Annotated in this window: 30 protein-coding genes; all 30 read right to left on the reverse strand. The window is 43.6% G+C overall.

All coding sequences use genetic code 11. The features are described from left to right. Positions 1-12: 12 nt before the first annotated feature. A complete protein-coding gene (gene map, locus LCM09_RS19230; protein WP_224885190.1) occupies positions 13-759 on the reverse strand; it encodes a type I methionyl aminopeptidase in 747 nt (248 codons plus the stop codon). Continuing rightward, positions 759-1,409, reverse strand: a complete 651-nt coding sequence (locus LCM09_RS19235; protein ID WP_224885192.1) for an adenylate kinase — start codon at positions 1,407-1,409, stop codon at positions 759-761. Before LCM09_RS19235 ends, map begins: the two co-directional genes overlap by 1 nt. 66 nt (positions 1,410-1,475) lie before the next feature. Then, complete coding sequence (gene secY / locus LCM09_RS19240) at positions 1,476-2,771, reverse strand: preprotein translocase subunit SecY (protein WP_224885195.1); 1,296 nt, start codon at positions 2,769-2,771, stop codon at positions 1,476-1,478. Continuing rightward, positions 2,771-3,211, reverse strand: coding sequence for a 50S ribosomal protein L15 (gene rplO / locus LCM09_RS19245; RefSeq protein WP_224885197.1), 441 nt, complete (start codon positions 3,209-3,211; stop codon positions 2,771-2,773). The genes secY and rplO overlap by 1 nt, the downstream gene beginning before the upstream one ends. 29 nt (positions 3,212-3,240) lie before the next feature. Further along, positions 3,241-3,429 carry a 50S ribosomal protein L30 gene (gene rpmD / locus LCM09_RS19250; RefSeq protein WP_224885199.1) on the reverse strand — a complete coding sequence of 63 codons (189 nt, stop codon included), beginning with the start codon at positions 3,427-3,429 and terminating at the stop codon, positions 3,241-3,243. Positions 3,430-3,443: 14 nt separating this feature from the next. Further along, positions 3,444-3,944 carry a 30S ribosomal protein S5 gene (gene rpsE, locus LCM09_RS19255; RefSeq protein WP_048313339.1) on the reverse strand — a complete coding sequence of 167 codons (501 nt, stop codon included), beginning with the start codon at positions 3,942-3,944 and terminating at the stop codon, positions 3,444-3,446. A gap of 18 nt (positions 3,945-3,962) precedes the next feature. After that, positions 3,963-4,325, reverse strand: coding sequence for a 50S ribosomal protein L18 (gene rplR, locus LCM09_RS19260; RefSeq protein ID WP_224885201.1), 363 nt, complete (start codon positions 4,323-4,325; stop codon positions 3,963-3,965). A 31-nt stretch (positions 4,326-4,356) separates the two neighbouring features. Continuing rightward, positions 4,357-4,893 carry a 50S ribosomal protein L6 gene (gene rplF, locus LCM09_RS19265; RefSeq protein ID WP_224885203.1) on the reverse strand — a complete coding sequence of 179 codons (537 nt, stop codon included), beginning with the start codon at positions 4,891-4,893 and terminating at the stop codon, positions 4,357-4,359. A gap of 28 nt (positions 4,894-4,921) precedes the next feature. Further along, a complete protein-coding gene (gene rpsH / locus LCM09_RS19270; RefSeq protein WP_224885205.1) occupies positions 4,922-5,320 on the reverse strand; it encodes a 30S ribosomal protein S8 in 399 nt (132 codons plus the stop codon). 29 nt (positions 5,321-5,349) lie between these two features. Continuing rightward, positions 5,350-5,535: a type Z 30S ribosomal protein S14 gene (locus tag LCM09_RS19275; protein ID WP_224885207.1), complete on the reverse strand. Its 186-nt coding sequence runs from the start codon at positions 5,533-5,535 to the stop codon at positions 5,350-5,352. A gap of 16 nt (positions 5,536-5,551) precedes the next feature. Further along, complete coding sequence (rplE, locus tag LCM09_RS19280; protein ID WP_224885210.1) at positions 5,552-6,091, reverse strand: 50S ribosomal protein L5; 540 nt, start codon at positions 6,089-6,091, stop codon at positions 5,552-5,554. Positions 6,092-6,116: 25 nt separating this feature from the next. After that, positions 6,117-6,428, reverse strand: a complete 312-nt coding sequence (rplX, locus tag LCM09_RS19285) for a 50S ribosomal protein L24 (RefSeq protein ID WP_224885211.1) — start codon at positions 6,426-6,428, stop codon at positions 6,117-6,119. A 43-nt stretch (positions 6,429-6,471) separates the two neighbouring features. Then, positions 6,472-6,840 carry a 50S ribosomal protein L14 gene (rplN, locus tag LCM09_RS19290; RefSeq protein WP_224885213.1) on the reverse strand — a complete coding sequence of 123 codons (369 nt, stop codon included), beginning with the start codon at positions 6,838-6,840 and terminating at the stop codon, positions 6,472-6,474. Positions 6,841-6,885: 45 nt separating this feature from the next. Continuing rightward, on the reverse strand, positions 6,886-7,149 hold the full coding sequence (rpsQ, locus tag LCM09_RS19295; protein ID WP_224885215.1) for a 30S ribosomal protein S17: 264 nt from the start codon (positions 7,147-7,149) through the stop codon (positions 6,886-6,888). Between the two features lie 20 nt (positions 7,150-7,169). Then, entirely contained in the window at positions 7,170-7,373 is a 204-nt protein-coding gene (rpmC, locus tag LCM09_RS19300) for a 50S ribosomal protein L29 (RefSeq protein ID WP_048313330.1), read from the reverse strand. Next, positions 7,363-7,797, reverse strand: a complete 435-nt coding sequence (rplP, locus tag LCM09_RS19305) for a 50S ribosomal protein L16 (RefSeq protein WP_224885217.1) — start codon at positions 7,795-7,797, stop codon at positions 7,363-7,365. Before rplP ends, rpmC begins: the two co-directional genes overlap by 11 nt. A 3-nt stretch (positions 7,798-7,800) precedes the next feature. Beyond that, the gene (gene rpsC, locus LCM09_RS19310) at positions 7,801-8,460 is read right to left on the reverse strand and encodes a 30S ribosomal protein S3 (protein ID WP_224885219.1); all 660 of its coding nucleotides are present in this window, start codon (positions 8,458-8,460) and stop codon (positions 7,801-7,803) included. Positions 8,461-8,463: 3 nt separating this feature from the next. Next, the gene (gene rplV / locus LCM09_RS19315; protein ID WP_224885222.1) at positions 8,464-8,805 is read right to left on the reverse strand and encodes a 50S ribosomal protein L22; all 342 of its coding nucleotides are present in this window, start codon (positions 8,803-8,805) and stop codon (positions 8,464-8,466) included. Positions 8,806-8,825: 20 nt separating this feature from the next. Beyond that, on the reverse strand, positions 8,826-9,104 hold the full coding sequence (gene rpsS / locus LCM09_RS19320) for a 30S ribosomal protein S19 (RefSeq protein WP_224885224.1): 279 nt from the start codon (positions 9,102-9,104) through the stop codon (positions 8,826-8,828). 57 nt (positions 9,105-9,161) lie between these two features. Continuing rightward, positions 9,162-10,001, reverse strand: a complete 840-nt coding sequence (gene rplB / locus LCM09_RS19325) for a 50S ribosomal protein L2 (RefSeq protein ID WP_224885226.1) — start codon at positions 9,999-10,001, stop codon at positions 9,162-9,164. 27 nt (positions 10,002-10,028) lie between these two features. Next, on the reverse strand, positions 10,029-10,313 hold the full coding sequence (gene rplW / locus LCM09_RS19330) for a 50S ribosomal protein L23 (RefSeq protein WP_224885228.1): 285 nt from the start codon (positions 10,311-10,313) through the stop codon (positions 10,029-10,031). Continuing rightward, a complete protein-coding gene (rplD, locus tag LCM09_RS19335) occupies positions 10,313-10,936 on the reverse strand; it encodes a 50S ribosomal protein L4 (protein ID WP_224885230.1) in 624 nt (207 codons plus the stop codon). The genes rplW and rplD overlap by 1 nt, the downstream gene beginning before the upstream one ends. Before the next feature lie 17 nt (positions 10,937-10,953). Continuing rightward, positions 10,954-11,589: a 50S ribosomal protein L3 gene (gene rplC / locus LCM09_RS19340; RefSeq protein WP_224885232.1), complete on the reverse strand. Its 636-nt coding sequence runs from the start codon at positions 11,587-11,589 to the stop codon at positions 10,954-10,956. A 48-nt stretch (positions 11,590-11,637) separates the two neighbouring features. Further along, positions 11,638-11,946 carry a 30S ribosomal protein S10 gene (gene rpsJ, locus LCM09_RS19345; RefSeq protein ID WP_224885234.1) on the reverse strand — a complete coding sequence of 103 codons (309 nt, stop codon included), beginning with the start codon at positions 11,944-11,946 and terminating at the stop codon, positions 11,638-11,640. A 311-nt stretch (positions 11,947-12,257) separates the two neighbouring features. Beyond that, positions 12,258-13,448 carry an elongation factor Tu gene (gene tuf / locus LCM09_RS19350; protein ID WP_224885236.1) on the reverse strand — a complete coding sequence of 397 codons (1,191 nt, stop codon included), beginning with the start codon at positions 13,446-13,448 and terminating at the stop codon, positions 12,258-12,260. Between the two features lie 107 nt (positions 13,449-13,555). Continuing rightward, positions 13,556-15,634, reverse strand: a complete 2,079-nt coding sequence (gene fusA, locus LCM09_RS19355; protein ID WP_224885238.1) for an elongation factor G — start codon at positions 15,632-15,634, stop codon at positions 13,556-13,558. 50 nt (positions 15,635-15,684) lie between these two features. Further along, complete coding sequence (gene rpsG, locus LCM09_RS19360) at positions 15,685-16,155, reverse strand: 30S ribosomal protein S7 (RefSeq protein ID WP_224885240.1); 471 nt, start codon at positions 16,153-16,155, stop codon at positions 15,685-15,687. A gap of 38 nt (positions 16,156-16,193) precedes the next feature. After that, entirely contained in the window at positions 16,194-16,616 is a 423-nt protein-coding gene (gene rpsL / locus LCM09_RS19365; RefSeq protein ID WP_224885242.1) for a 30S ribosomal protein S12, read from the reverse strand. 112 nt (positions 16,617-16,728) lie between these two features. Continuing rightward, positions 16,729-16,977, reverse strand: coding sequence for a 50S ribosomal protein L7ae-like protein (locus LCM09_RS19370; protein ID WP_224885244.1), 249 nt, complete (start codon positions 16,975-16,977; stop codon positions 16,729-16,731). Between the two features lie 85 nt (positions 16,978-17,062). Next, a complete protein-coding gene (rpoC, locus tag LCM09_RS19375) occupies positions 17,063-20,683 on the reverse strand; it encodes a DNA-directed RNA polymerase subunit beta' (protein ID WP_224885246.1) in 3,621 nt (1,206 codons plus the stop codon). Positions 20,684-20,709 lie beyond the last annotated feature (26 nt).

The raw sequence follows: 20,709 nt of genomic DNA on the forward strand, positions 1-20,709 counted from the left end.
CATCACCTTCACTTAGGCCTTTGTTAAAATTTCATATCCTTCTTCTGTAACAGTAAAAGTATGCTCAAAATGAGCGCAATTTTTACCGTCAGTTGTTACTACAGTCCAGTTATCTGAAAGTGTTCGAACATAACGAGAGCCCATATTCACCATCGGCTCTACTGCAAGTACCATGCCTTGCTTGAGCCTCGGTCCTTTTCCTGGAGGACCATAATGAGGAATTTGAGGATCTTCATGAAGGTCCTGACCTACACCATGACCAACATATTCCCGTACGATCGAGAACCCTTCAGCTTCCGCATACGTTTGAATTGCATGAGAGATATCGGAAAGTCTTTTCCCTACCTTAGCCTCAGCCAATCCTTTATATAACGATTCCTCGGTAACTTTTAACAACCGTTCGTCTTTTTCTGAGATAGTGCCAACAGGATAGGTCCAGGCTGAATCGCCATGATAACCTTTATATTTAGCACCAATATCGATGCTAATAATATCTCCCTCCGCCAACACGCGATCTCCTGGAATACCATGTACCAACTCTTCATTTACAGAAGCGCAGATACTTCCAGTAAATCCATTGTAACCCTTAAAGGAAGGAATTGCACCAAGCTGACGAATAAACCGATCGGCAATCGTATCCAGCTCTTTTGTCGTAACTCCAGGCTTAATGTGCTTCTGCAGTTCTTGATGCGTTAATGCGACAATTTTGCCTGCCTCTCGCATGATATCAAGTTCGCGAGGAGTCTTGCAAATAATCATTACGACAACCCTCCGAGGAGTTGGTCGATGTCTTCAAACACCACATTGATGTCTTTGTTGCCGTCAATGGTTTTTAAATAGCCTTTGCCTTCATAAAAGGTCAACAACGGTTGCTGTTGCTGCTTGTTGACTTCTAGGCGTGTGCGCACAGTTTCTTCTTTATCGTCATCTCTTTGATAAAGTTCTCCTCCGCACTTATCACAGACTCCTTCTTCCTTTGGAGGATTGAAGACTGCATGATAGGTAGCTCCACAGTTCTTACAAACACGACGCCCAGTCAATCTCTTCATGAGTTGATCTTCTTCAACAGCGATATTAACAACGTAATCCAACTGTCTATCCAAATCGGAGAGAATCGTCTCAAGAGCTTCTGCCTGCGCTACTGTTCTTGGGAAACCATCAAGGAGAAAACCTTTTCCGCAATCATCTTTTCCTAAACGGTCTCGTACTATACCAATCGTAACTTCATCGGGTACGAGATTTCCGGAATCCATGTACTCTTTTGCTTTTTTACCAAGAGGTGTTCCTTCTTTAATCGCTGCTCGGAACATATCTCCTGTTGAGATATGAGGGATGCCATACTTTTCGACAATCTTTTCTGCCTGGGTTCCTTTTCCGACACCCGGGAGCCCCATTAATACTAGATTCATCTAATCCCTCCATACGTCACCCAATCGAGGATGAAGGAGGGGAAGAAAGTTCTTCCCAGTTTATCCTCAAGATTTAATAAAGCCTTTATAATGACGTTTAATTAATTGACTTTCAATTTGCTTCATCGTATCAAGCGCTACCCCAACAACGATCAGCAAGCTTGTTCCGCCGATTTGCAGCGTTTGCGGCAGTCCTGCTACGGTTGTGAAAAATACCGGAATAATCGATACAACTGCAAGGAATAGAGCTCCTACAAATGTTAAACGATAGAGAATTTTAGTAATGTACGTTTCAGTAGCATTACCTGGACGAATACCAGGAATATATCCACCCTGCTTCTTAAGATTCTCTGCCATCTTCTCCGGATTCACCTGGACAAACGTATAGAAATACGTAAAGCCAATGATGAGTAACGCATACACGACCATGCCAATAGGCTGTGTGTAATCAAAGATTCTGACGATCCAATCTGTTACCGAATTACTTCCAAACAACCTTGCGACTGTTGGAGGAGTAATGATAAGTGATATTGCAAAGATAACTGGAATAACACCTGCTGCATTTACCTTAATCGGTAAGTGAGTTGATTGTCCGCCAACTTGTCTGCGGTTAACAGTACGTTTAGCATATTGGATTGGAATTTTGCGAAGGCCTTGTTGAACGAAGATAACAGCTACAACGATTGCTAATGCTGCAAGAGCAATGATCGCAAGTGTAACGATGTTAATGAACAACTCATCCTGCGCTCCTTCAAACATCTGAGCGTACAACTGGTTAAGACCAGGAGGAATTGCAGCTACAATTCCGGCAAAGATGATGATGGAGATTCCATTACCAACACCTTTAGCAGTAATCTGTTCACCTAACCACATCAAAAAAGCCGTTCCGGCTGTAAGAACAAGAGCAATATTAAGATACGTCAAGAAACCTGCATCTGTAATCAGCTGTCCTCCAACCATATTGTTGAAACCGATAGATAACGCGATACCCTGGATCAGTCCAAGGCCGATCGTTCCATATCTAGTAACCTGCGTAAGCTTTTTACGTCCAGCTTCTCCCTGTTTTGACCATTCGGTAAATTTAGGGACAACATCCATCTGTAAAAGCTGCACTATGATTGAAGCAGTGATGTACGGCATGATTCCCATGGCAAAGATGGAGAAGTTTTGCAACGCTCCACCGCCAAAGGTGTTGAGTACTCCGAAGAGACTCATTTGATCTTGAAATTGTAATACTTCTCTGTTCACACCAGGAACCGGTATGAATGTTCCGATTCGGAACACGACAAGCATGAGTAGGGTGAAAATGACTTTGTTTCTAATATCACCTACGCGCATAATGTTGGAGATTGCTTGGAACATTAGATCACCTCAGTATTTCCGCCTGCCGCTTCAATCGCTTCTTTTGCTGAAGCTGAAAACTTGTGGGCTTTCACGGTAAGCTTTTTATCTAGCTTACCATTACCTAGAATCTTAATTCCAGCTTTTTCTTTGCTGACAACGCCAGTTTCTAGAAGTAGTTCTGGGGAAACTTCAGTTCCATCTTCAAAACGGTTTAACGATTCAAGATTAACAATCGCGAACTCTTTACGGTTCATGTTTGTAAATCCACGCTTCGGTAGACGTTTGAAGATCGGAAGCTGTCCTCCCTCGAAACCTGGGCGTACTCCGCCGCCAGAACGAGACTTTTGACCTTTTTGACCGCGACCAGACGTTTTACCGTTACCTGTTGCAATACCGCGACCAAGTCTGTTGCGTTCTTTACGAGAACCTTCAGATGGTTTTAGTTCGTGTAGTTTCAATGTGAGCACCTCCTCAATGTATAGATTTTTTATGCATCGATTTCGTTAACAGTTACAAGGTGAGATACCTTGTTAACCATACCGCGAATTGCAGGGTTGTCTGTATGAACAACCGTTTGATGCATCTTGTTCAGTCCAAGAGTCTTTACCGTCACGCGTTGGTCTTGAGGGCGACCAATCACACTACGTGAGAGGGTGATTTCTAATTTCTTAGCCATCTGTTATCCCTCCCTTAACCTAATAGCTCTTCTACAGATTTTCCACGAAGCTTAGCAACGTCTTCCGCACGCTTGAGGTTTTCAAGGCCGTTTAGTGTTGCACGCACCATGTTAATCGGATTGTTAGATCCAAGAGACTTCGATAGAATGTCGCCTACACCAGCAAGTTCTAATACTGCACGGACAGGTCCACCAGCGATTACTCCAGTACCTTCAGAAGCTGGCTTCAATAGTACGTTACCTGCTCCAAAGTGACCTGTGATTTGGTGAGGAATTGTAGTTCCAACAACAGGAACAGTGATTAAGTTCTTCTTCGCGTCTTCGATAGCTTTGCGAATTGCTTCAGGAACTTCCTGCGCTTTACCAGTTCCGAAGCCAACGTGACCGTTTTTATCTCCGACTACTACGATTGCTGCAAAGCGGAAACGACGTCCACCCTTTACAACTTTCGCTACACGGTTAACGGTAACTACGCGTTCTTCAAGTTCTAGTTTGTTAGCATCAATGCTACGCATGGGTTAACCTCCTTTTTATTAAAATTTCAGTCCTGCTTCACGAGCTGCGTCTGCAAGAGCTTTAACACGTCCGTGGTATAAATACCCACCGCGGTCAAATACCACTTCTGTATGACCTGCTTCAACAGCACGCTTTGCGATTGATTCTCCGACTTTAGTAGCAGCTTCAGTGTTACCGCCGTTGTTAACGTCAATTCCTTGTTCCATGCTAGATGCTGATACCAAAGTTACGCCTTTGACATCATCAATAAGCTGAGCATAGATGTTCTTGTTTGAACGGAAAACGTTTAGACGAGGACGTTCAGCTGTGCCGGTTACGTTACGACGAACGCGAGCGTGTCTCTTTTGACGCGCTTTGTTTTTATCGGCTTTAGTGATCATGAAATGTCACTCCTTTCCGCTAGGTTTTTACCTATTTACCAGTTTTACCTTCTTTACGACGAACATATTCGCCTTCATAACGGATACCTTTGCCTTTATAAGGCTCTGGAAGACGTACTGAACGGATGTTTGCTGCAACAGCTCCAACACGCTCTTTATCGATACCTTTTACTTGAACCTTCGTGTTAGAAGGAACTTCAACCTCAATGCCTTCTTCTGGTACGATCTCAACTGGGTGAGAGTAACCAACGTTAAGCACTAGTTTTTGACCAGACTTGCTAGCACGCCAACCAACTCCGATGATTTCAAGATTCTTTTCAAAACCTTTAGTCACACCTTCAACCATGTTTGCGATCAGGCTGCGAGTTGTTCCGTGTAGAGCACGGTGCTCTTTATTTTCTGAAGGACGAGCAACAGTTAGCACGTTATCATCGATATTTACTTTAATATCGGAGTTGAACGTACGTGAAAGTTCACCTTTAGGTCCCTTTACTGTTACAACGTCGTCTTTAATATCAATTGTTACACCACTTGGGATTTCAATCGGTTTAAGTCCGACACGTGACATAATTACACCTCCATTCCGCTTTTAAGAATTACCAAACGTAAGCGAGTACTTCGCCGCCTACTTGCTGTTGACGAGCTTCTTTGTCCGTCATAATTCCTTTAGAAGTAGAAACAAGAGCGATTCCTAGGCCGCCAAGTACGCGAGGTACTTCGTCAGCTTTAGCATATACGCGAAGACCAGGTTTACTGATTCGCTTTAAGCCAGTGATAACGCGCTCGTTGTTAGAACCGTACTTAAGAAAGATACGGATGATGCCCTGCTTGTTGTCTTCAACGATTTCAACATCACGTACAAAACCTTCACGCTTGAGGATTTCAGCAATGTTTCTCTTTGAATTAGATGCAGGTAATTCTAGTTTTTCGTGACGCACTGTGTTTGCGTTACGAATACGTGTAAGCATATCTGCAATTGGATCAGTCATGACCATTAGTAATTACCTCCTTCCCTATCTCGGGTTTACCAGCTAGCCTTTTTAACGCCTGGGATTTGACCTTTGTATGCAAGTTCACGGAAACAAATACGGCAAAGCTTAAATTTGCGAATGACAGAGTGAGGACGTCCACAACGTTCACAACGTGTGTATTCCTGCACATTAAACTTTGCTTGGCGTTTTTGTTTCGCGATCATTGATTTTTTCGCCACAATTTTCCCTCCTTACTTACTTTTGAAATGGCATACCTAGTTGTGTCAACATTTCACGGCTCTCTTCGTCCGTTTTAGCTGTTGTTACGATAACGATGTCCATTCCGCGCACTTTGTTTACATTATCGTAATCAATTTCAGGGAAAATCAATTGTTCTTTGATGCCTAGTGTGTAGTTACCACGACCATCGAATGCTTTCTTAGAAACACCTCTGAAGTCACGTACACGTGGTAGTGATACAGATACAAGTTTGTCTAAGAAATCGTACATACGAGTGCCACGAAGAGTAACCTTCGCACCGATCGGCATACCTTCACGAAGTTTGAAACCAGCGATTGATTTCTTAGCTTTCGTGATAACAGGCTTCTGACCTGCAAGTAATTGAAGCTCTTCTACTGCTGTATCTAGAGCTTTAGGGTTCTGCACTGCGTCACCCACACCCATGTTGATTACAATTTTCTCAACTTTTGGCACTTCCATAACGGAAGAGTAATTAAATTTCTCCATAAGAGAAGGTTTCGTTTCATTTTGATACTTTTCTTGAAGACGGTTCATCGGATAGACCTCCTTTCGCTACAAACTACTTATCGAGTACTTCACCGGATTTTTTTGCGATACGAACTTTTTTGCCGTTTTCCTCTTTATAACCAACGCGAGTTGGCTCACCAGATTTAGGATCTAGTGCCATTACGTTAGAAACATGGACAGCTGCTTCTTGTTCAACGATTCCACCCTGTGGGTTAGCCTGTGATGGTTTGGAATGTTTCTTTACAAGATTAACACCTTCCACGATAACTCTATCTTTTTTCGGGTAAGCTTCAAGGATCACACCTTGCTTTCCTTTGTCCTTACCTGAAATCACTTTAACTTTATCACCTTTTTTAACGTGCATAACGTCCTGCGCACCTCCTTACAAGGCATCTATTTTCAAACGATTAAAGAACTTCTGGAGCTAGAGATACGATTTTCATGTACTGGTTGTCACGAAGTTCACGAGCAACCGGTCCGAAAATACGAGTTCCGCGTGGTCCTTTGTCATCACGGATTACTACCGCAGCGTTTTCGTCGAATTTGATGTAAGAACCATCTGGACGACGAACTCCGCTTTTACTGCGTACAATAACAGCTCTAACAACTTCACCCTTCTTAACAACGCCACCAGGTGTTGCCTGTTTCACCGAACACACAATTACGTCACCGATGTTAGCTGTCTTACGACCAGTACCACCGAGAACCTTAATGCATTGCAACACACGAGCACCAGAGTTGTCTGCAGATTTCAAACGAGATTCCTGTTGAATCATTTAGATAGACCTCCCTTCGGACATGAGTAAATGATCCGAGTTCATTTAGATAATTACTGCTTCTTCAACAACCTCAACAAGACGGAAACGCTTGTCTTTAGATAGTGGACGAGTTTCCATAATACGAACTACGTCGTTGATCTTTGCAGAGTTGTTTTCATCATGCGCTTTAAACTTCTTAGAGTATTTCACGCGTTTGCCGTATAGTGGGTGCATTTTATAAGTCTCGACCATAACAGTGATTGTTTTATCCATTTTGTCTGAGACAACACGACCAACGTATACTTTGCGATTATTGCGTTCGCTCATTTCGCAAACCTCCCCTCATATTAACCGTTTGTGATTCCTAACTCTCTTTCACGCAACACTGTGTTAGCGCGAGCGATTGATTTACGGACTTCACGAATGCGGGCTGGGTTTTCCAGTTGACCTGTAGCGAGTTGAAAGCGAAGATTGAAAAGCTCTTCTTTGAAAGACTTCGCTTTCTGTTCGATTTCAGCAGTGGTCAAGTTACGAATTTCCTCAGCTTTCATTTGTGTCACCACCCACTTCTTCGCGTTTTACGAACTTAGTTTTAACAGGAAGTTTATGAGAAGCAAGACGAAGAGCTTCGCGCGCTACTTCTTCAGAAACACCTGCGATTTCAAACATGATTTTCCCTGGCTTTACTACAGCTACCCATCCTTCAGGAGCACCTTTACCGGAACCCATTCGAACTTCTAGAGGTTTAGCAGTATAAGGCTTAGATGGGAAAATTTTGATCCATACTTTACCGCCACGTTTCATGTAACGAGTCATAGCGATACGAGCAGATTCGATTTGACGGTTAGTGATCCAGCTAGCATCTTGTGCTTGTAGACCGTATTCGCCGAAAGCAACTTCAGTGCCACCTTTAGCACGTCCGCGCATTTTTCCGCGATGTTCTCTGCGGTATTTAACACGTTTAGGTAACAACATGATTTATTTTCCCCCTTCCTCTTTTTGCGTTCCTTTCGTTGGAAGGACTTCACCACGGTAGATCCAAATCTTCACACCAAGCTTACCATACGTAGTATCTGCTTCTGCAGTACCATAGTCGATGTCAGCACGAAGTGTGTGAAGAGGCACAGTACCTTCACTGTATGATTCAGAACGAGCAATATCTGCACCATTTAGGCGTCCAGATACTTCAGTTTTAATACCTTTTGCACCAGCTCTCATCGCACGTTGAATTGTTTGCTTCATAGCACGACGGAATGAGATGCGGTTTTCAAGTTGACGAGCGATGTTTTCAGCAACTAGAGTTGCGTCGATGTCAGCTTGCTTGATTTCGAAAATGTTAACGTGAACTCGTTTGCCTGTTAGTTCTGTAAGAGACTTACGAAGAGACTCAACTTCAGAACCACCTTTACCGATCACCATACCAGGCTTAGCAGTTTTCACTGTTACGTTTACTCGGTTTGCTGCACGCTCGATTTCAACAGCTGAAACAGATGCATCTTTCAAGCGCTTTTGAATATATTCACGAATTTTAATATCTTCGTGTAAAAGGTCAGCGTAATCTTTGTCTGCGTACCATTTAGACTCCCAATCACGGATAACGCCAATTCGAAGTCCTACTGGATTAACTTTTTGACCCACTCGTTATCCCTCCTTCTTTTCTGATACCACTACTGTGATATGGCTAGTGCGCTTGTTAATACGGCTAGCACGACCCATAGCACGTGGGCGGAAACGTTTCATTGTTACTCCTTCGTCTACAAACACTTGAGCAACCGTAAGATCGTTCGGCTCTAGTTCAAGATTGTGTTCTGCGTTTGCAATAGCAGAATTAAGCACTTTCTCGACTACTGGAGAAGCAGCTTTGTTTGTGTTGCGAAGAATGGCAATAGCTTCACCAACTTGCTTTCCCCGAATGAGATCTACGACTAAGCGTGCTTTACGAGGAGCAATACGCACGTGTTTTGCAACAGCTTTAGCTTGCATTCGTTGTACCTCCCCTCAATTTAACGTCTAGTTTTTTTATCATCTGCAGCATGCCCGCGATAAGTGCGAGACGGAGCAAATTCACCAAGCTTGTGACCGACCATGTCTTCAGTTACATAAACCGGTACGTGCTTGCGTCCATCGTATACTGCGAAAGTATGTCCAATAAACTCTGGGAATACTGTTGAACGACGAGACCAAGTTTTAATAACTTTTTTGTCGTTCTTTTCATTTAAGTCTTCGACCTTCTTCATTAAATGATCGTCGACAAAAGGTCCTTTTTTCAAACTACGACCCATTTGTGAACCTCCCTTGTTGATTAAGCTACGGCCCCTTGGAACCGTAGGTTAATCGCATTATTTTTTCTTCTTCTTACGACGGCGTACGATGTACTTGTCGGTATCTTTGTTTTTCTTACGTGTTTTGAAACCAAGTGTTGGTTTGCCCCATGGTGACATTGGTGATTTACGTCCGATCGGCGCACGACCTTCACCACCACCGTGTGGGTGATCGACTGGGTTCATTACAGAACCACGAACTGTAGGACGGATACCCATCCAACGAGAGCGTCCAGCTTTACCAACGTTAATTAGTTCATGTTCAAGGTTACCAACTTGACCAATTGTAGCACGGCAAGTAGAAAGAATCATACGAGTTTCTCCTGAACGAAGACGCACAAGTACGTATTTACCCTCTTTACCTAGTAGCTGAGCTTCTGCACCAGCAGAACGTACTAGTTGTCCACCGCGACCTGGTTTAAGTTCGATGTTATGAATTGTTGTACCAACTGGAATGTTGATTAGTGGAAGAGCGTTTCCTACTTTAATGTCAGCTTCTGGGCCAGACATAATTTCAGTTCCTACTTTAAATCCTTTCGGAGCAAGAATGTAACGCTTTTCTCCATCAGCATAGTTGATTAGAGCGATGTTAGCAGAACGGTTTGGATCGTATTCGATTGTAGCAACGCGTCCTGGTATTCCATCTTTGTCTCGTTTAAAGTCGATAACACGGTATTTACGTTTATGACCGCCACCTTGGTGACGAACAGTCATACGACCTTGGCTGTTACGTCCGCCTTTCTTGTGAAGCGGCGTAAGCAACGATTTTTCCGGCTGGTCTGTAGTGATCTCAGCAAAGTCAGATACTGACATACCACGACGACCGTTAGTGGTCGGTTTATACTTTTTAATCGCCATTCTCATTTCCCTCCTTCACAATTGTTCTTAGCCTTCAAAGAAGTCCAATTCTTTGCTATCCGGTGTAAGCGTCACGATAGCTTTTTTACGACGTGGTGTGAATCCGCTGTGGCGGCCAACACGTTTCTTTTTACCCATATAATTCTGAGTGTTTACTCCAGCAACTTTAACTCCGAAGATTTCTTCTAGAGCACTCTTGATTTGAGTTTTGTTAGCACGAGTATCAACTTCGAACGTATATTTTTTGTCTGCCATTACGTCTGTAGTAGCTTCAGTAATAACGGGGCGCTTAATGATGTCACGAGCGTTCATTACGCTAGCACCTCCTCTACTTTTTCCAAAGCGTCTTTTGTCATAACTAGTTTATCAGCTTTAAGGACATCAAGGATATTGATTCCAGCTGAAGTTACAACAGTAACACCAGGAATATTACGTGCAGATAATGCAACTGCTTCGTTATAGTCACCTGTAACGATTAGTGTTTTGCTATCTGCTGAAAGATTTGAAAGTACTGATACCATTTCTTTTGTTTTTGGAGCATCAAAAGAAAGGCTGTCCACAGCTACAAAGTTTTCTTCTTGTACTTTAGAAGACAATGCGGACTTGATCGCCAAACGACGAACTTTTTTAGGTAGCTTGTAAGAATAGCTTCTTGGTGTTGGACCAAATACTACTCCACCGCCAACCCATTGTGGTGAACGGATTGAGCCCTGACGAGCACGACCTGTTCCTTTTTGGCGCCATGGTTTAGCTCCACCACCGCGTACTTCTGAACGATTTTTTACGTCATGGTTACCTTGACGCAAAGATGCTTGCTGCATGATTACCGCATCATACATAACACTTTCGTTTGGTTCGATTCCGAAGATCGCTTCAGCGAGTTCTACATCGCCGACCTGTGCTCCGGATTGGTTGAACATTGTTACTTTAGGCACTTGGATATCCTCCCTTCTTACTTAGCTTCTTGTGCTTTATTTGCACTTTGGATAGTCACATAGCTCTTCTTAGCTCCAGGTACGTTCCCTTTTACTAGAAGTAGATTACGTTCAGTATCAACTTTAACAATTTCAAGGTTTTGAACTGTTACACGTTCGCCACCCATACGTCCAGGTAGAAGTTTACCTTTCATTACGCGCATCGGATCGATTGGACCCATAGCACCAGGACGACGGTGGTAACGAGAACCGTGAGTCATTGGTCCGCGAGATTGGTTGTGGCGCTTGATCGCACCTTGGAAACCTTTCCCTTTAGACGTACCAGTTACATCAACTACGTCACCTTCGTTAAAGATATCAACTTTGACTTCCTGACCAATTTCGTAACTACCTTCAGCGTTACGAATTTCCTTCACGAAGCGCTTAGGTGTAGTGCTCGCTTTTGTAGCATGGCCTTCTTCAGGCTTGTTGTAACGAGACTTCTTTTTGTCAGCAAATCCGATCTGGATTGCTTCATATCCGTCTGTGTCAACAACTTTCTTTTGAAGAACAACGTTAGGTTCTGCTTCAACCACAGTTACCGGAATGATATCACCGTTGTCAGCAAAGATTTGAGTCATGCCTACTTTTCTTCCTAAGATTCCTTTGGTCATTAGTCACACCTCCTAAATGTGTTTTTATAAGATTTATATAGCGTTCTATTAAAGTTTAATTTCAATGTCAACGCCTGACGGTAGATCTAAACGCATTAGTGAATCAACCGTTTGTGGTGTTGGCTCAATGATGTCGATTAGACGCTTGTGCGTACGCATTTCGAATTGCTCACGAGCATCTTTGTACTTGTGAACCGCACGTAGAACTGTATAAACAGCTCTCTCCGTCGGCAACGGGATTGGTCCGGATACTTTTGCACCTGAACGTTTTGCTGTTTCTACGATTTTCTCAGCAGATTGATCTAGAATACGGTGATCATATGCTTTTAAACGAATACGAATCTTTTGTTTTGCCATTATTTCCCCTCCTTTTTCGCCCATATTTTAATAGACAGTTCTCCGTGAAAATAACCCCAACACACTCGCCATGGCAAAGGGGCCGGGTGTGTCAGCAACCTTCCACTTCATCGCTGTTTATGACCAACATTCTCATTATACTAAAACCGCACTAGATATGCAAGGCTTTTGTCTAGATGAATAATACGTCGATCGCACACTTTTAATATTATAACGGGCGACTTCGAAAAATGCAAGCTACTCTGGTATTTTCACAATATTTCATATAAAAAAGCACCCGGTGTTATCCGGGTGCTTTAAGGTTATCGATACTACTCGATGATTGTTGCAACAACGCCTGCGCCTACAGTACGTCCACCTTCACGGATAGAGAACTTCGTTCCATCTTCGATTGCGATCGGAGCGATAAGTTCAACTGTCATTTCGATGTTGTCTCCAGGCATAACCATTTCAACGCCTTCTGGAAGAGCGATTGTACCAGTTACGTCAGTTGTACGGAAGTAGAACTGAGGACGGTAGTTAGCGAAGAATGGAGTATGACGTCCACCTTCTTCTTTAGAAAGAACGTAAACTTCAGCTTTGAACTTAGTGTGAGCCTTAACAGTACCAGGCTTAACTAGTACTTGTCCACGCTGAATGTCATCACGAGATACACCACGAAGTAGTGCACCGATGTTGTCACCAGCTTCTGCATAGTCAAGAAGCTTACGGAACATTTCTACACCAGTAACTGTTGTTTTCTTGCTCTCTTCGTGAAGACCAAGAATTTCAATTTCGTCACCGACTTTAACTTGTCCACGCTCAACACGTCCAGTAGCAACTGTACCACGACCAGTGATTGAGAATACGTCCTCAACTGGCATCATGAATGGCTTGTCAGTGTCACGCTCTGGAGTTGGGATGTACTCATCTACAGCGTCCATAAGTTCGAAGATTTTCGCTTCGTACTCTTCGTCGCCTTCAAGAGCTTTAAGAGCTGAACCTTTGATTACTGGAACCTCGTCGCCATCGAAGTCGTACTCTGTAAGAAGATCACGAACTTCCATTTCAACTAGTTCTAGTAGTTCTTCGTCGTCAACCATGTCACACTTGTTCAAGAATACAACAAGCATAGGTACACCAACTTGACGAGAAAGAAGGATGTGCTCACGAGTTTGTGGCATTGGGCCGTCAGCAGCAGATACTACTAGGATTCCGCCGTCCATTTGTGCAGCACCAGTGATCATGTTTTTAACATAGTCAGCGTGACCTGGGCAGTCAACGTGTGCATAGTGACGGTTTTCAGTTTCGTACTCAACGTGTGCAGTTGAGATTGTGATTCCACGCTCGCGCTCTTCTGGAGCACCATCGATTTGGTCGTAAGCCATAGCAGTACCGCTACCAGAACGCTTATGAAGCACTGAAGTGATCGCAGCTGTTAGAGTAGTTTTACCATGGTCAACGTGTCCAACTGTACCAATGTTAACGTGGGGTTTCGAACGGTCGAATTTTTCTTTTGACATTAGTGTTTCCTCCTTTAATTACCAAAGAATTATCTATGCCAAGATAGGCGTATGAATCAAATAATTCTCGCCTATCTTAGATTACAACAAATCTTGATTTGCTACAATTATTCGCCTGTAGCTTTTTTAATAATTTCTGCAGAAATTGATTTAGGTACTTCTTCGTAGTGATCGAAGGACATCGTGTAAGTACCGCGTCCTTGAGTACGAGAACGAAGTGTAGTTGCATAACCAAACATTTCTGATAGTGGTACGAACGCGTTGATAACCTGTGCGTTTCCGCGAGCAGCCATACCTTCTACGCGTCCACGACGGCTTGTTACGTCGCCCATAATATCGCCCATGTATTCCTCTGGAACTACAACTTCAACCTTCATCATTGGTTCAAGTAGTGCTGGGTTACAATGATCTTTAGCTTTCTTAAGAGCCATTGAAGCAGCTACTTTAAATGCCATCTCGTTAGAGTCAACATCGTGGTAAGAACCATCCACAAGACGTGCTTTAACGTCGATTAGTGGGTAACCTGCAAGTAGACCGTTGTCCATTGCATCACGAAGTCCAGCTTCAACTGCCGGTACATATTCACGTGGAACTACACCACCGACAATTTTGTTTTCAAATTCAAAACCAGCGCCTTCTTCGTTTGGTTCGAACTCAACCCATACGTGACCGTATTGTCCACGACCACCAGATTGACGTACGAATTTACCTTCGACTTTAGCAGCCTTTTTAATAGACTCACGATAAGCAACCTGAGGAGCACCAACAGTCGCGTCAACTTTAAACTCACGACGAAGACGGTCAACGATGATATCAAGGTGAAGTTCACCCATACCAGAAATAATCGTCTGGCCAGTCTCTTCGTTTGTTTCAGTTTTGAACGTTGGATCTTCTTCAGCAAGCTTAGCAAGTGCTACTGCCATCTTATCTTGGTCACTCTTCGTTTTTGGTTCGATAGCAACCGAGATAACTGGATCTGGGAAGTCCATTGATTCAAGGATAACTGTATCCTTTTCATCACATAGAGTGTCACCAGTAGAAGTATCTTTCAAGCCAACTGCTGCTGCGATATCCCCTGCGTATACAGTAGAGATTTCTTCACGAGAGTTAGCGTGCATCTGAAGAATACGTCCTACACGTTCACGCTTGTCTTTAGTAGAGTTCTTAACATAAGAACCTGCAGATAGCGTTCCTGAGTAAACACGGAAGAATGTAAGTTTACCAACGTAAGGGTCTGTCATTACTTTAAATGCAAGTGCAGAGAAAGGACCATTATCGTCAGCAGAACGAAGTACTTCTTCTTCAGAATCTTTTAGATGACCTTTGATTGCAGGTACATCTAATGGAGAAGGAAGATAGTCAAGAACAGCATCAAGAACTAGTTGAACACCTTTGTTCTTAAATGCAGATCCGCATAGTACAGGGTAGAATTCAACGTTACAAGTTCCTTTACGGATTGCAGCCTTAATTTCTTCCTCTGTTAGCTCTTCACCTTCAAGGTATTTCATCATTAGATCCTCTTCAAGCTCTGCTACAGCTTCGATCAACTTCGTACGGTACTCTTCAGCTTGTTCCTTGTATTCAGCAGGAATTTCGCGAGCTTCAGTACGAGAACCTAGTTCATCAAGGTAGTAGAATGCCTGCATCGAAATAAGATCGATGATACCTTCGAATTCATCTTCAGCACCGATTGGTAGCTGAACAGGATGAGCGTTAGCTTGCAGACGTTCATTAAGTGTGCCTGTGGAATATAGGAAGTCCGCACCTAGTTTATCCATCTTGTTGATGAATACGATACGTGGAACCCCGTAGTTTGTAGCTTGACGCCAAACAGTTTCTGTTTGCGGTTCAACACCTGATTGGGCATCAAGTACCGCAACTGCTCCATCTAATACACGTAAAGAACGTTCAACTTCTACCGTGAAGTCTACGTGACCAGGCGTGTCAATGATGTTAACACGGTGGTCTTTCCACTGGGCAGTGGTAGCAGCAGAAGTGATCGTGATTCCACGCTCCTGCTCCTGCTCCATCCAGTCCATCTGAGAGCCACCTTCGTGAGTCTCACCGATTTTGTGGATACGCCCTGAATAGAAAAGAATACGCTCGGTTGTTGTAGTTTTACCAGCATCGATGTGTGCCATGATACCGATATTACGTGTATCTTTTAAGGAGAATTCTCTTGCCATTAGTATTTCTCCTTCCTTTTATAAAGATAGTAGTTTGATTTAACTGGTGATTACCAGCGGTAGTGAGCAAACGCTTTGTTTGCTTCTGCCATTTTGTGCATTTCTTCGCGCTTCTTAACAGAAGCACCAGTGTTGTTAGCTGCATCCATAATTTCGTATGCTAGTCTTTCTACCATTGTCTTTTCACCGCGAAGACGGGAATAGTTAACAAGGTAACGAAGTCCTAGAGTTGTACGACGGTCTGGACGAACCTCAACCGGTACCTGGTAGTTAGCACCACCAACACGACGAGCGCGTACTTCTAGTACTGGCATTACGTTCTTCAACGCTTGATCAAACACTTCCATAGCTTCCGTGTTTGTACGCTCCTGAATAAGATCGAATGCTTTGTAAAGAACTTGTTGAGCTTTACCTTTTTGACCATCTTTCATAAGACGGTTGATTAGGCGAGTTACAAGCTTGGATTTGTAAATTGGATCTGGTAATACGTCGCGACGTTCTACTGGACCTTTACGTGGCATGGGAAAACCCCCTTTCTGATTTGTTGTTAAAGAAGTTATTACTTCTTAGCTGCTTTCGGTCTCTTAGTACCGTATTTAGAACGACCTTGCATACGGTCGTTAACACCTGCAGTGTCAAGTGCACCACGTACGATGTGATAACGTACACCCGGTAAGTCTTTAACACGTCCTCCACGGATAAGCACTACACTGTGCTCTTGAAGGTTGTGACCGATACCAGGGATATAAGCAGTAACTTCGATTCCGTTAGTAAGACGAACACGAGCGTATTTACGCAATGCGGAGTTCGGCTTCTTTGGAGTCATTGTACCCACACGAGTACATACACCACGTTTTTGTGGAGATGAAAGATCTGTATGAGTCTTTTTAAAGCTATTATATCCTTTGTTCAATGCAGGAGAGTCAGATTTCTTTGACTTAGAAACACGTCCCTTGCGAACAAGTTGGTTAATAGTTGGCATTTTGTTTTCCTCCCTTCTTAAGTGATTAGCAAGCCCACACATCCAGGTGGTTCATGTATAGATAAAAGGAAAGTTTTTGTCGGACAGTTAATACTGAACCAGACAAAAACGGTTATGCTTTTATCGTAACTGTTGCCGCCCCTACTTCGATGCCGCATGCCTTGCCAAGTTTCTTCATTGAATCAACCCGGTGTATAGGAATGCTCTTCTCTTTAGCGAGAGCAACAACCTTAGAAGTAACCCTGCGATCAGCGTCGTCAGCAACAAATACTTCCTTCGCTTCCCCAATCTGGAGGGCCTTTAGAGTTTGTTTCGTCCCGATTATTAATTCCTCTGCCTGTGATACTTTTTCATAAGACAAGTATATATCCTCCAAAGCAACAGGATTATCGGGAGCACCTTGGATATAATATCACCCTGCACTCCCGATGTCAACACTTCCCTGTTTATTCTTGATTCACTAAAGCACTTTCGTCTTGCTCAAGATGTTCTGTTGCTTCTTGTGCTTCACCAGCAACATTGATCCTGCGGTAACGCTGCATACCAGTACCTGCCGGAACAAGTTTACCGATAATAACGTTCTCCTTAAGACCAAGAAGTTCGTCACGTTTACCTTTTATCGCAGCATCAGTTAGGACACGAGTTGTCTCCTGGAAGGATGCAGCTGATAGGAAGGATTCAGTTTCAAGAGATGCTTTCGTAATTCCGAGAAGAACCGGACGTCCTGTAGCAGGCAATCCGCCCTTAACAAGAACTCTTCTATTAACATCTTTGAATTGGTGGATGTCAACGAGTGATCCAGGAAGTACTTCAGTATCTCCTGCATCAATAACGCGAATCTTACGCATCATTTGACGAACCATTACCTCAACGTGCTTATCACCGATTTCAACACCCTGCATACGATAAACCTTCTGCACCTCTGCTAGGAGGTATTCTTGTACGCCGTCGATACCGCTGATCGTTAGAAGTTGCTTAGGATCAATTGAACCTTCAGTTAGAGCTTGGCCAGCCTGAACCACATCGCCTACTCCTACTTTTAGTCGTGCACCATAAGGGACTGGGTAATTACGTGTCTCGGTTTCACCTTGAACAACGATTTCTTTCTTGTCCTTAACTTCAGCCATATCGATGACAGTTCCGTCAAGTTCAGAAATAACAGCCTGACCTTTTGGATTACGAGCTTCAAATAGTTCTTGGATACGTGGTAGACCTTGAGTGATATCGTCTCCGGCAACCCCACCTGTGTGGAATGTACGCATCGTCAACTGTGTACCTGGCTCACCGATTGATTGTGCAGCGATGATTCCTACTGCTTCTCCAACCTCTACGCGAGTACCGGTTGCAAGGTTGCGACCGTAACATTTCTTACATACGCCGTGACGTGTGCTACATGTGAAGGCAGAGCGGATATAAACATCCTCGATACCAGCTTCAACAATTGCAGCAGCAATATCTTCAGTAATAAGAGAGTTCTTCTCTACAAGTACTTCATTTGTTTCAGGGTGTTTTACTTTCTTGAACGCTACACGTCCAACAAGTCGATCAAACAGCCCTTCAATCAATTCGTTTCCGTTCTTAATCGCACTAACCTCAAGTCCACGGTCTGTTCCACAGTCATCTTCGCGTACGATAACGTCCTGTGCAACATCAACAAGTCGACGTGTTAGGTAACCTGAGTCAGCCGTCTTAAGTGCTGTATCGGCAAGACCTTTACGAGCTCCGTGAGTGGAGATAAAGTATTCTAGTACCGTTAGACCTTCTCGGAAACTGGATTTGATTGGAAGTTCGATGATTTGTCCAGATGGATTGGCCATCAAACCACGCATACCAGCTAACTGTGTGAAGTTAGACGCGTTACCACGAGCTCCTGAATCACTCATCATAAAGATTGGGTTATCAGTTTCAAGAGTTTTCATTAGCTTCTCCTGGATGCGGTCTTTTGCTGCACTCCAGATTGAGATAACACGATCATAGCGTTCATCATCAGTGATAAGTCCACGACGGAACTGCTTGAGTACTTTTTCTACTTTTTCCTCAGCTTCAGCTACGATTTCTTGTTTCTCAGCAAGTACTACAACGTCAGATACACCAACTGTAATACCAGCTTTTGTTGAATATTTGAATCCAAGGTCCTTCATACGGTCTAGCATGCGTGATGTTTCCGTTACTTTGAAACGCTTGAATACTTCGGCAATGATCTTACCAAGTATGCCTTTCTTAAACGGAGTAATCATCTCACGCTTCGCGATTTCTTCTTTCACATTTACACCATGTGGAAGGAAGTACCTTTCTGGTGTTGCTATTTCAAGGTTAGTAGTCGTTGGTTCGTTAATGTACGGGAACGACTCTGGTAGGATCTCGTTAAAGATCAGCTTACCAACCGTTGTAACTAACAACTGTTTATTCTGCTCTTCAGTGAATGCAGATTTATTAAGAGAAGCAGCAGGGATTGCAACACGTGAATGAAGATGTACATATCCATTCTGGTATGCGATCAGCGCTTCGTTTGTATCTTTAAATACAGAACCTTCTCCAATTGCTCCTTCACGTTCCATAGTTAGGTAGTAGTTACCAAGAACCATATCCTGTGATGGCGTAACAACTGGTTTACCATCTTTCGGGTTAAGAATGTTCTGTGCTGCAAGCATCAAGATACGTGCTTCAGCTTGAGCCTCTGCAGAAAGTGGAACGTGAACTGCCATTTGGTCACCATCAAAGTCAGCGTTATATGCTGTACAAACGAGTGGGTGAAGGCGAATCGCGCGTCCTTCTACAAGAATCGGTTCAAACGCCTGGATACCAAGACGGTGAAGGGTAGGTGCTCGGTTAAGAAGAACTGGATGTTCTTTAATAACGTTTTCGAGTACGTCCCAAACTTCAGGATGAACCTTTTCAACTTTACGCTTAGCGCTCTTAATGTTGTGAGCAAGGCCTTTTGACACAAGCTCCTTCATCACGAATGGCTTGAATAGCTCAAGAGCCATTTCTTTTGGTAGACCACACTGATACATCTTTAAGTGTGGACCTACAACGATAACGGAACGACCTGAATAGTCAACACGCTTACCAAGAAGGTTTTGACGGAAACGTCCCTGCTTACCTTTAAGCATGTGAGAAAGAGACTTCAATGGACGGTTACCAGGACCTGTAACAGGTCGGCCACGACGACCATTGTCAATAAGTGCATCTACTGCTTCTTGCAACATGCGCTTTTCGTTTTGAACAATGATGCTTGGTGCGCCAAGATCTAATAGACGCTTCAAGCGATTGTTACGATTAATCACACGACGATATAGATCGTTAAGATCTGATGTCGCAAAACGGCCACCATCAAGCTGAACCATCGGGCGAAGTTCTGGAGGAATAACCGGTAGAACATCTAGGATCATCCATGCCGGGTTATTACCTGATCCACGGAACGCTTCAAGTACTTCAAGACGCTTGATAGCTCGCGTTCTACGCTGTCCTTGTGCTGTTTTAAGCTCTTCTTTCAAAACATCTACTTCTTTATCGAGGTCGATGTCAAACAACAATTTGCGGATTGCTTCCGCACCCATTTCTGCTGAGAAAGTCTTTCCGTACTTCTCGCGATACGCACGATATTCTTTCTCTGAAAGAAGTTGCTTCTTCTCTAGTGGCGTGTCCCCTGCTTCCGTGACAACGTAAGAAGCAAAGTAAATGACCTCTTCAAGTGCGCGTGGAGACATGTCAAGAACAAGTCCCATACGACTTGGAATCCCTTTAAAGTACCAGATGTGGGAGACAGGGGCAGCAAGCTCGATGTGCCCCATTCTCTCACGACGGACCTTTGCGCGTGTTACTTCAACTCCACAGCGGTCACAAACAACTCCTTTATAACGGATTCGTTTGTATTTCCCACAGTGACATTCCCAGTCCTTTGTAGGTCCGAAAATACGCTCACAGAAAAGTCCATCTTTCTCTGGCTTTAAGGTACGGTAGTTAATGGTTTCTGGCTTTTTCACTTCTCCTTTTGACCAGGAGCGAATTTTATTCGGTGACGCCAGACCGATTTTCATATACTCAAATTTATTGACATCTATCAAGGGGCCTACCTCCCTTTAGAATTCAG

The organism is Guptibacillus algicola (assembly GCF_020171805.1).
Classification (GTDB): Bacteria; Bacillota; Bacilli; order Bacillales; family Guptibacillaceae; genus Guptibacillus; species Guptibacillus algicola.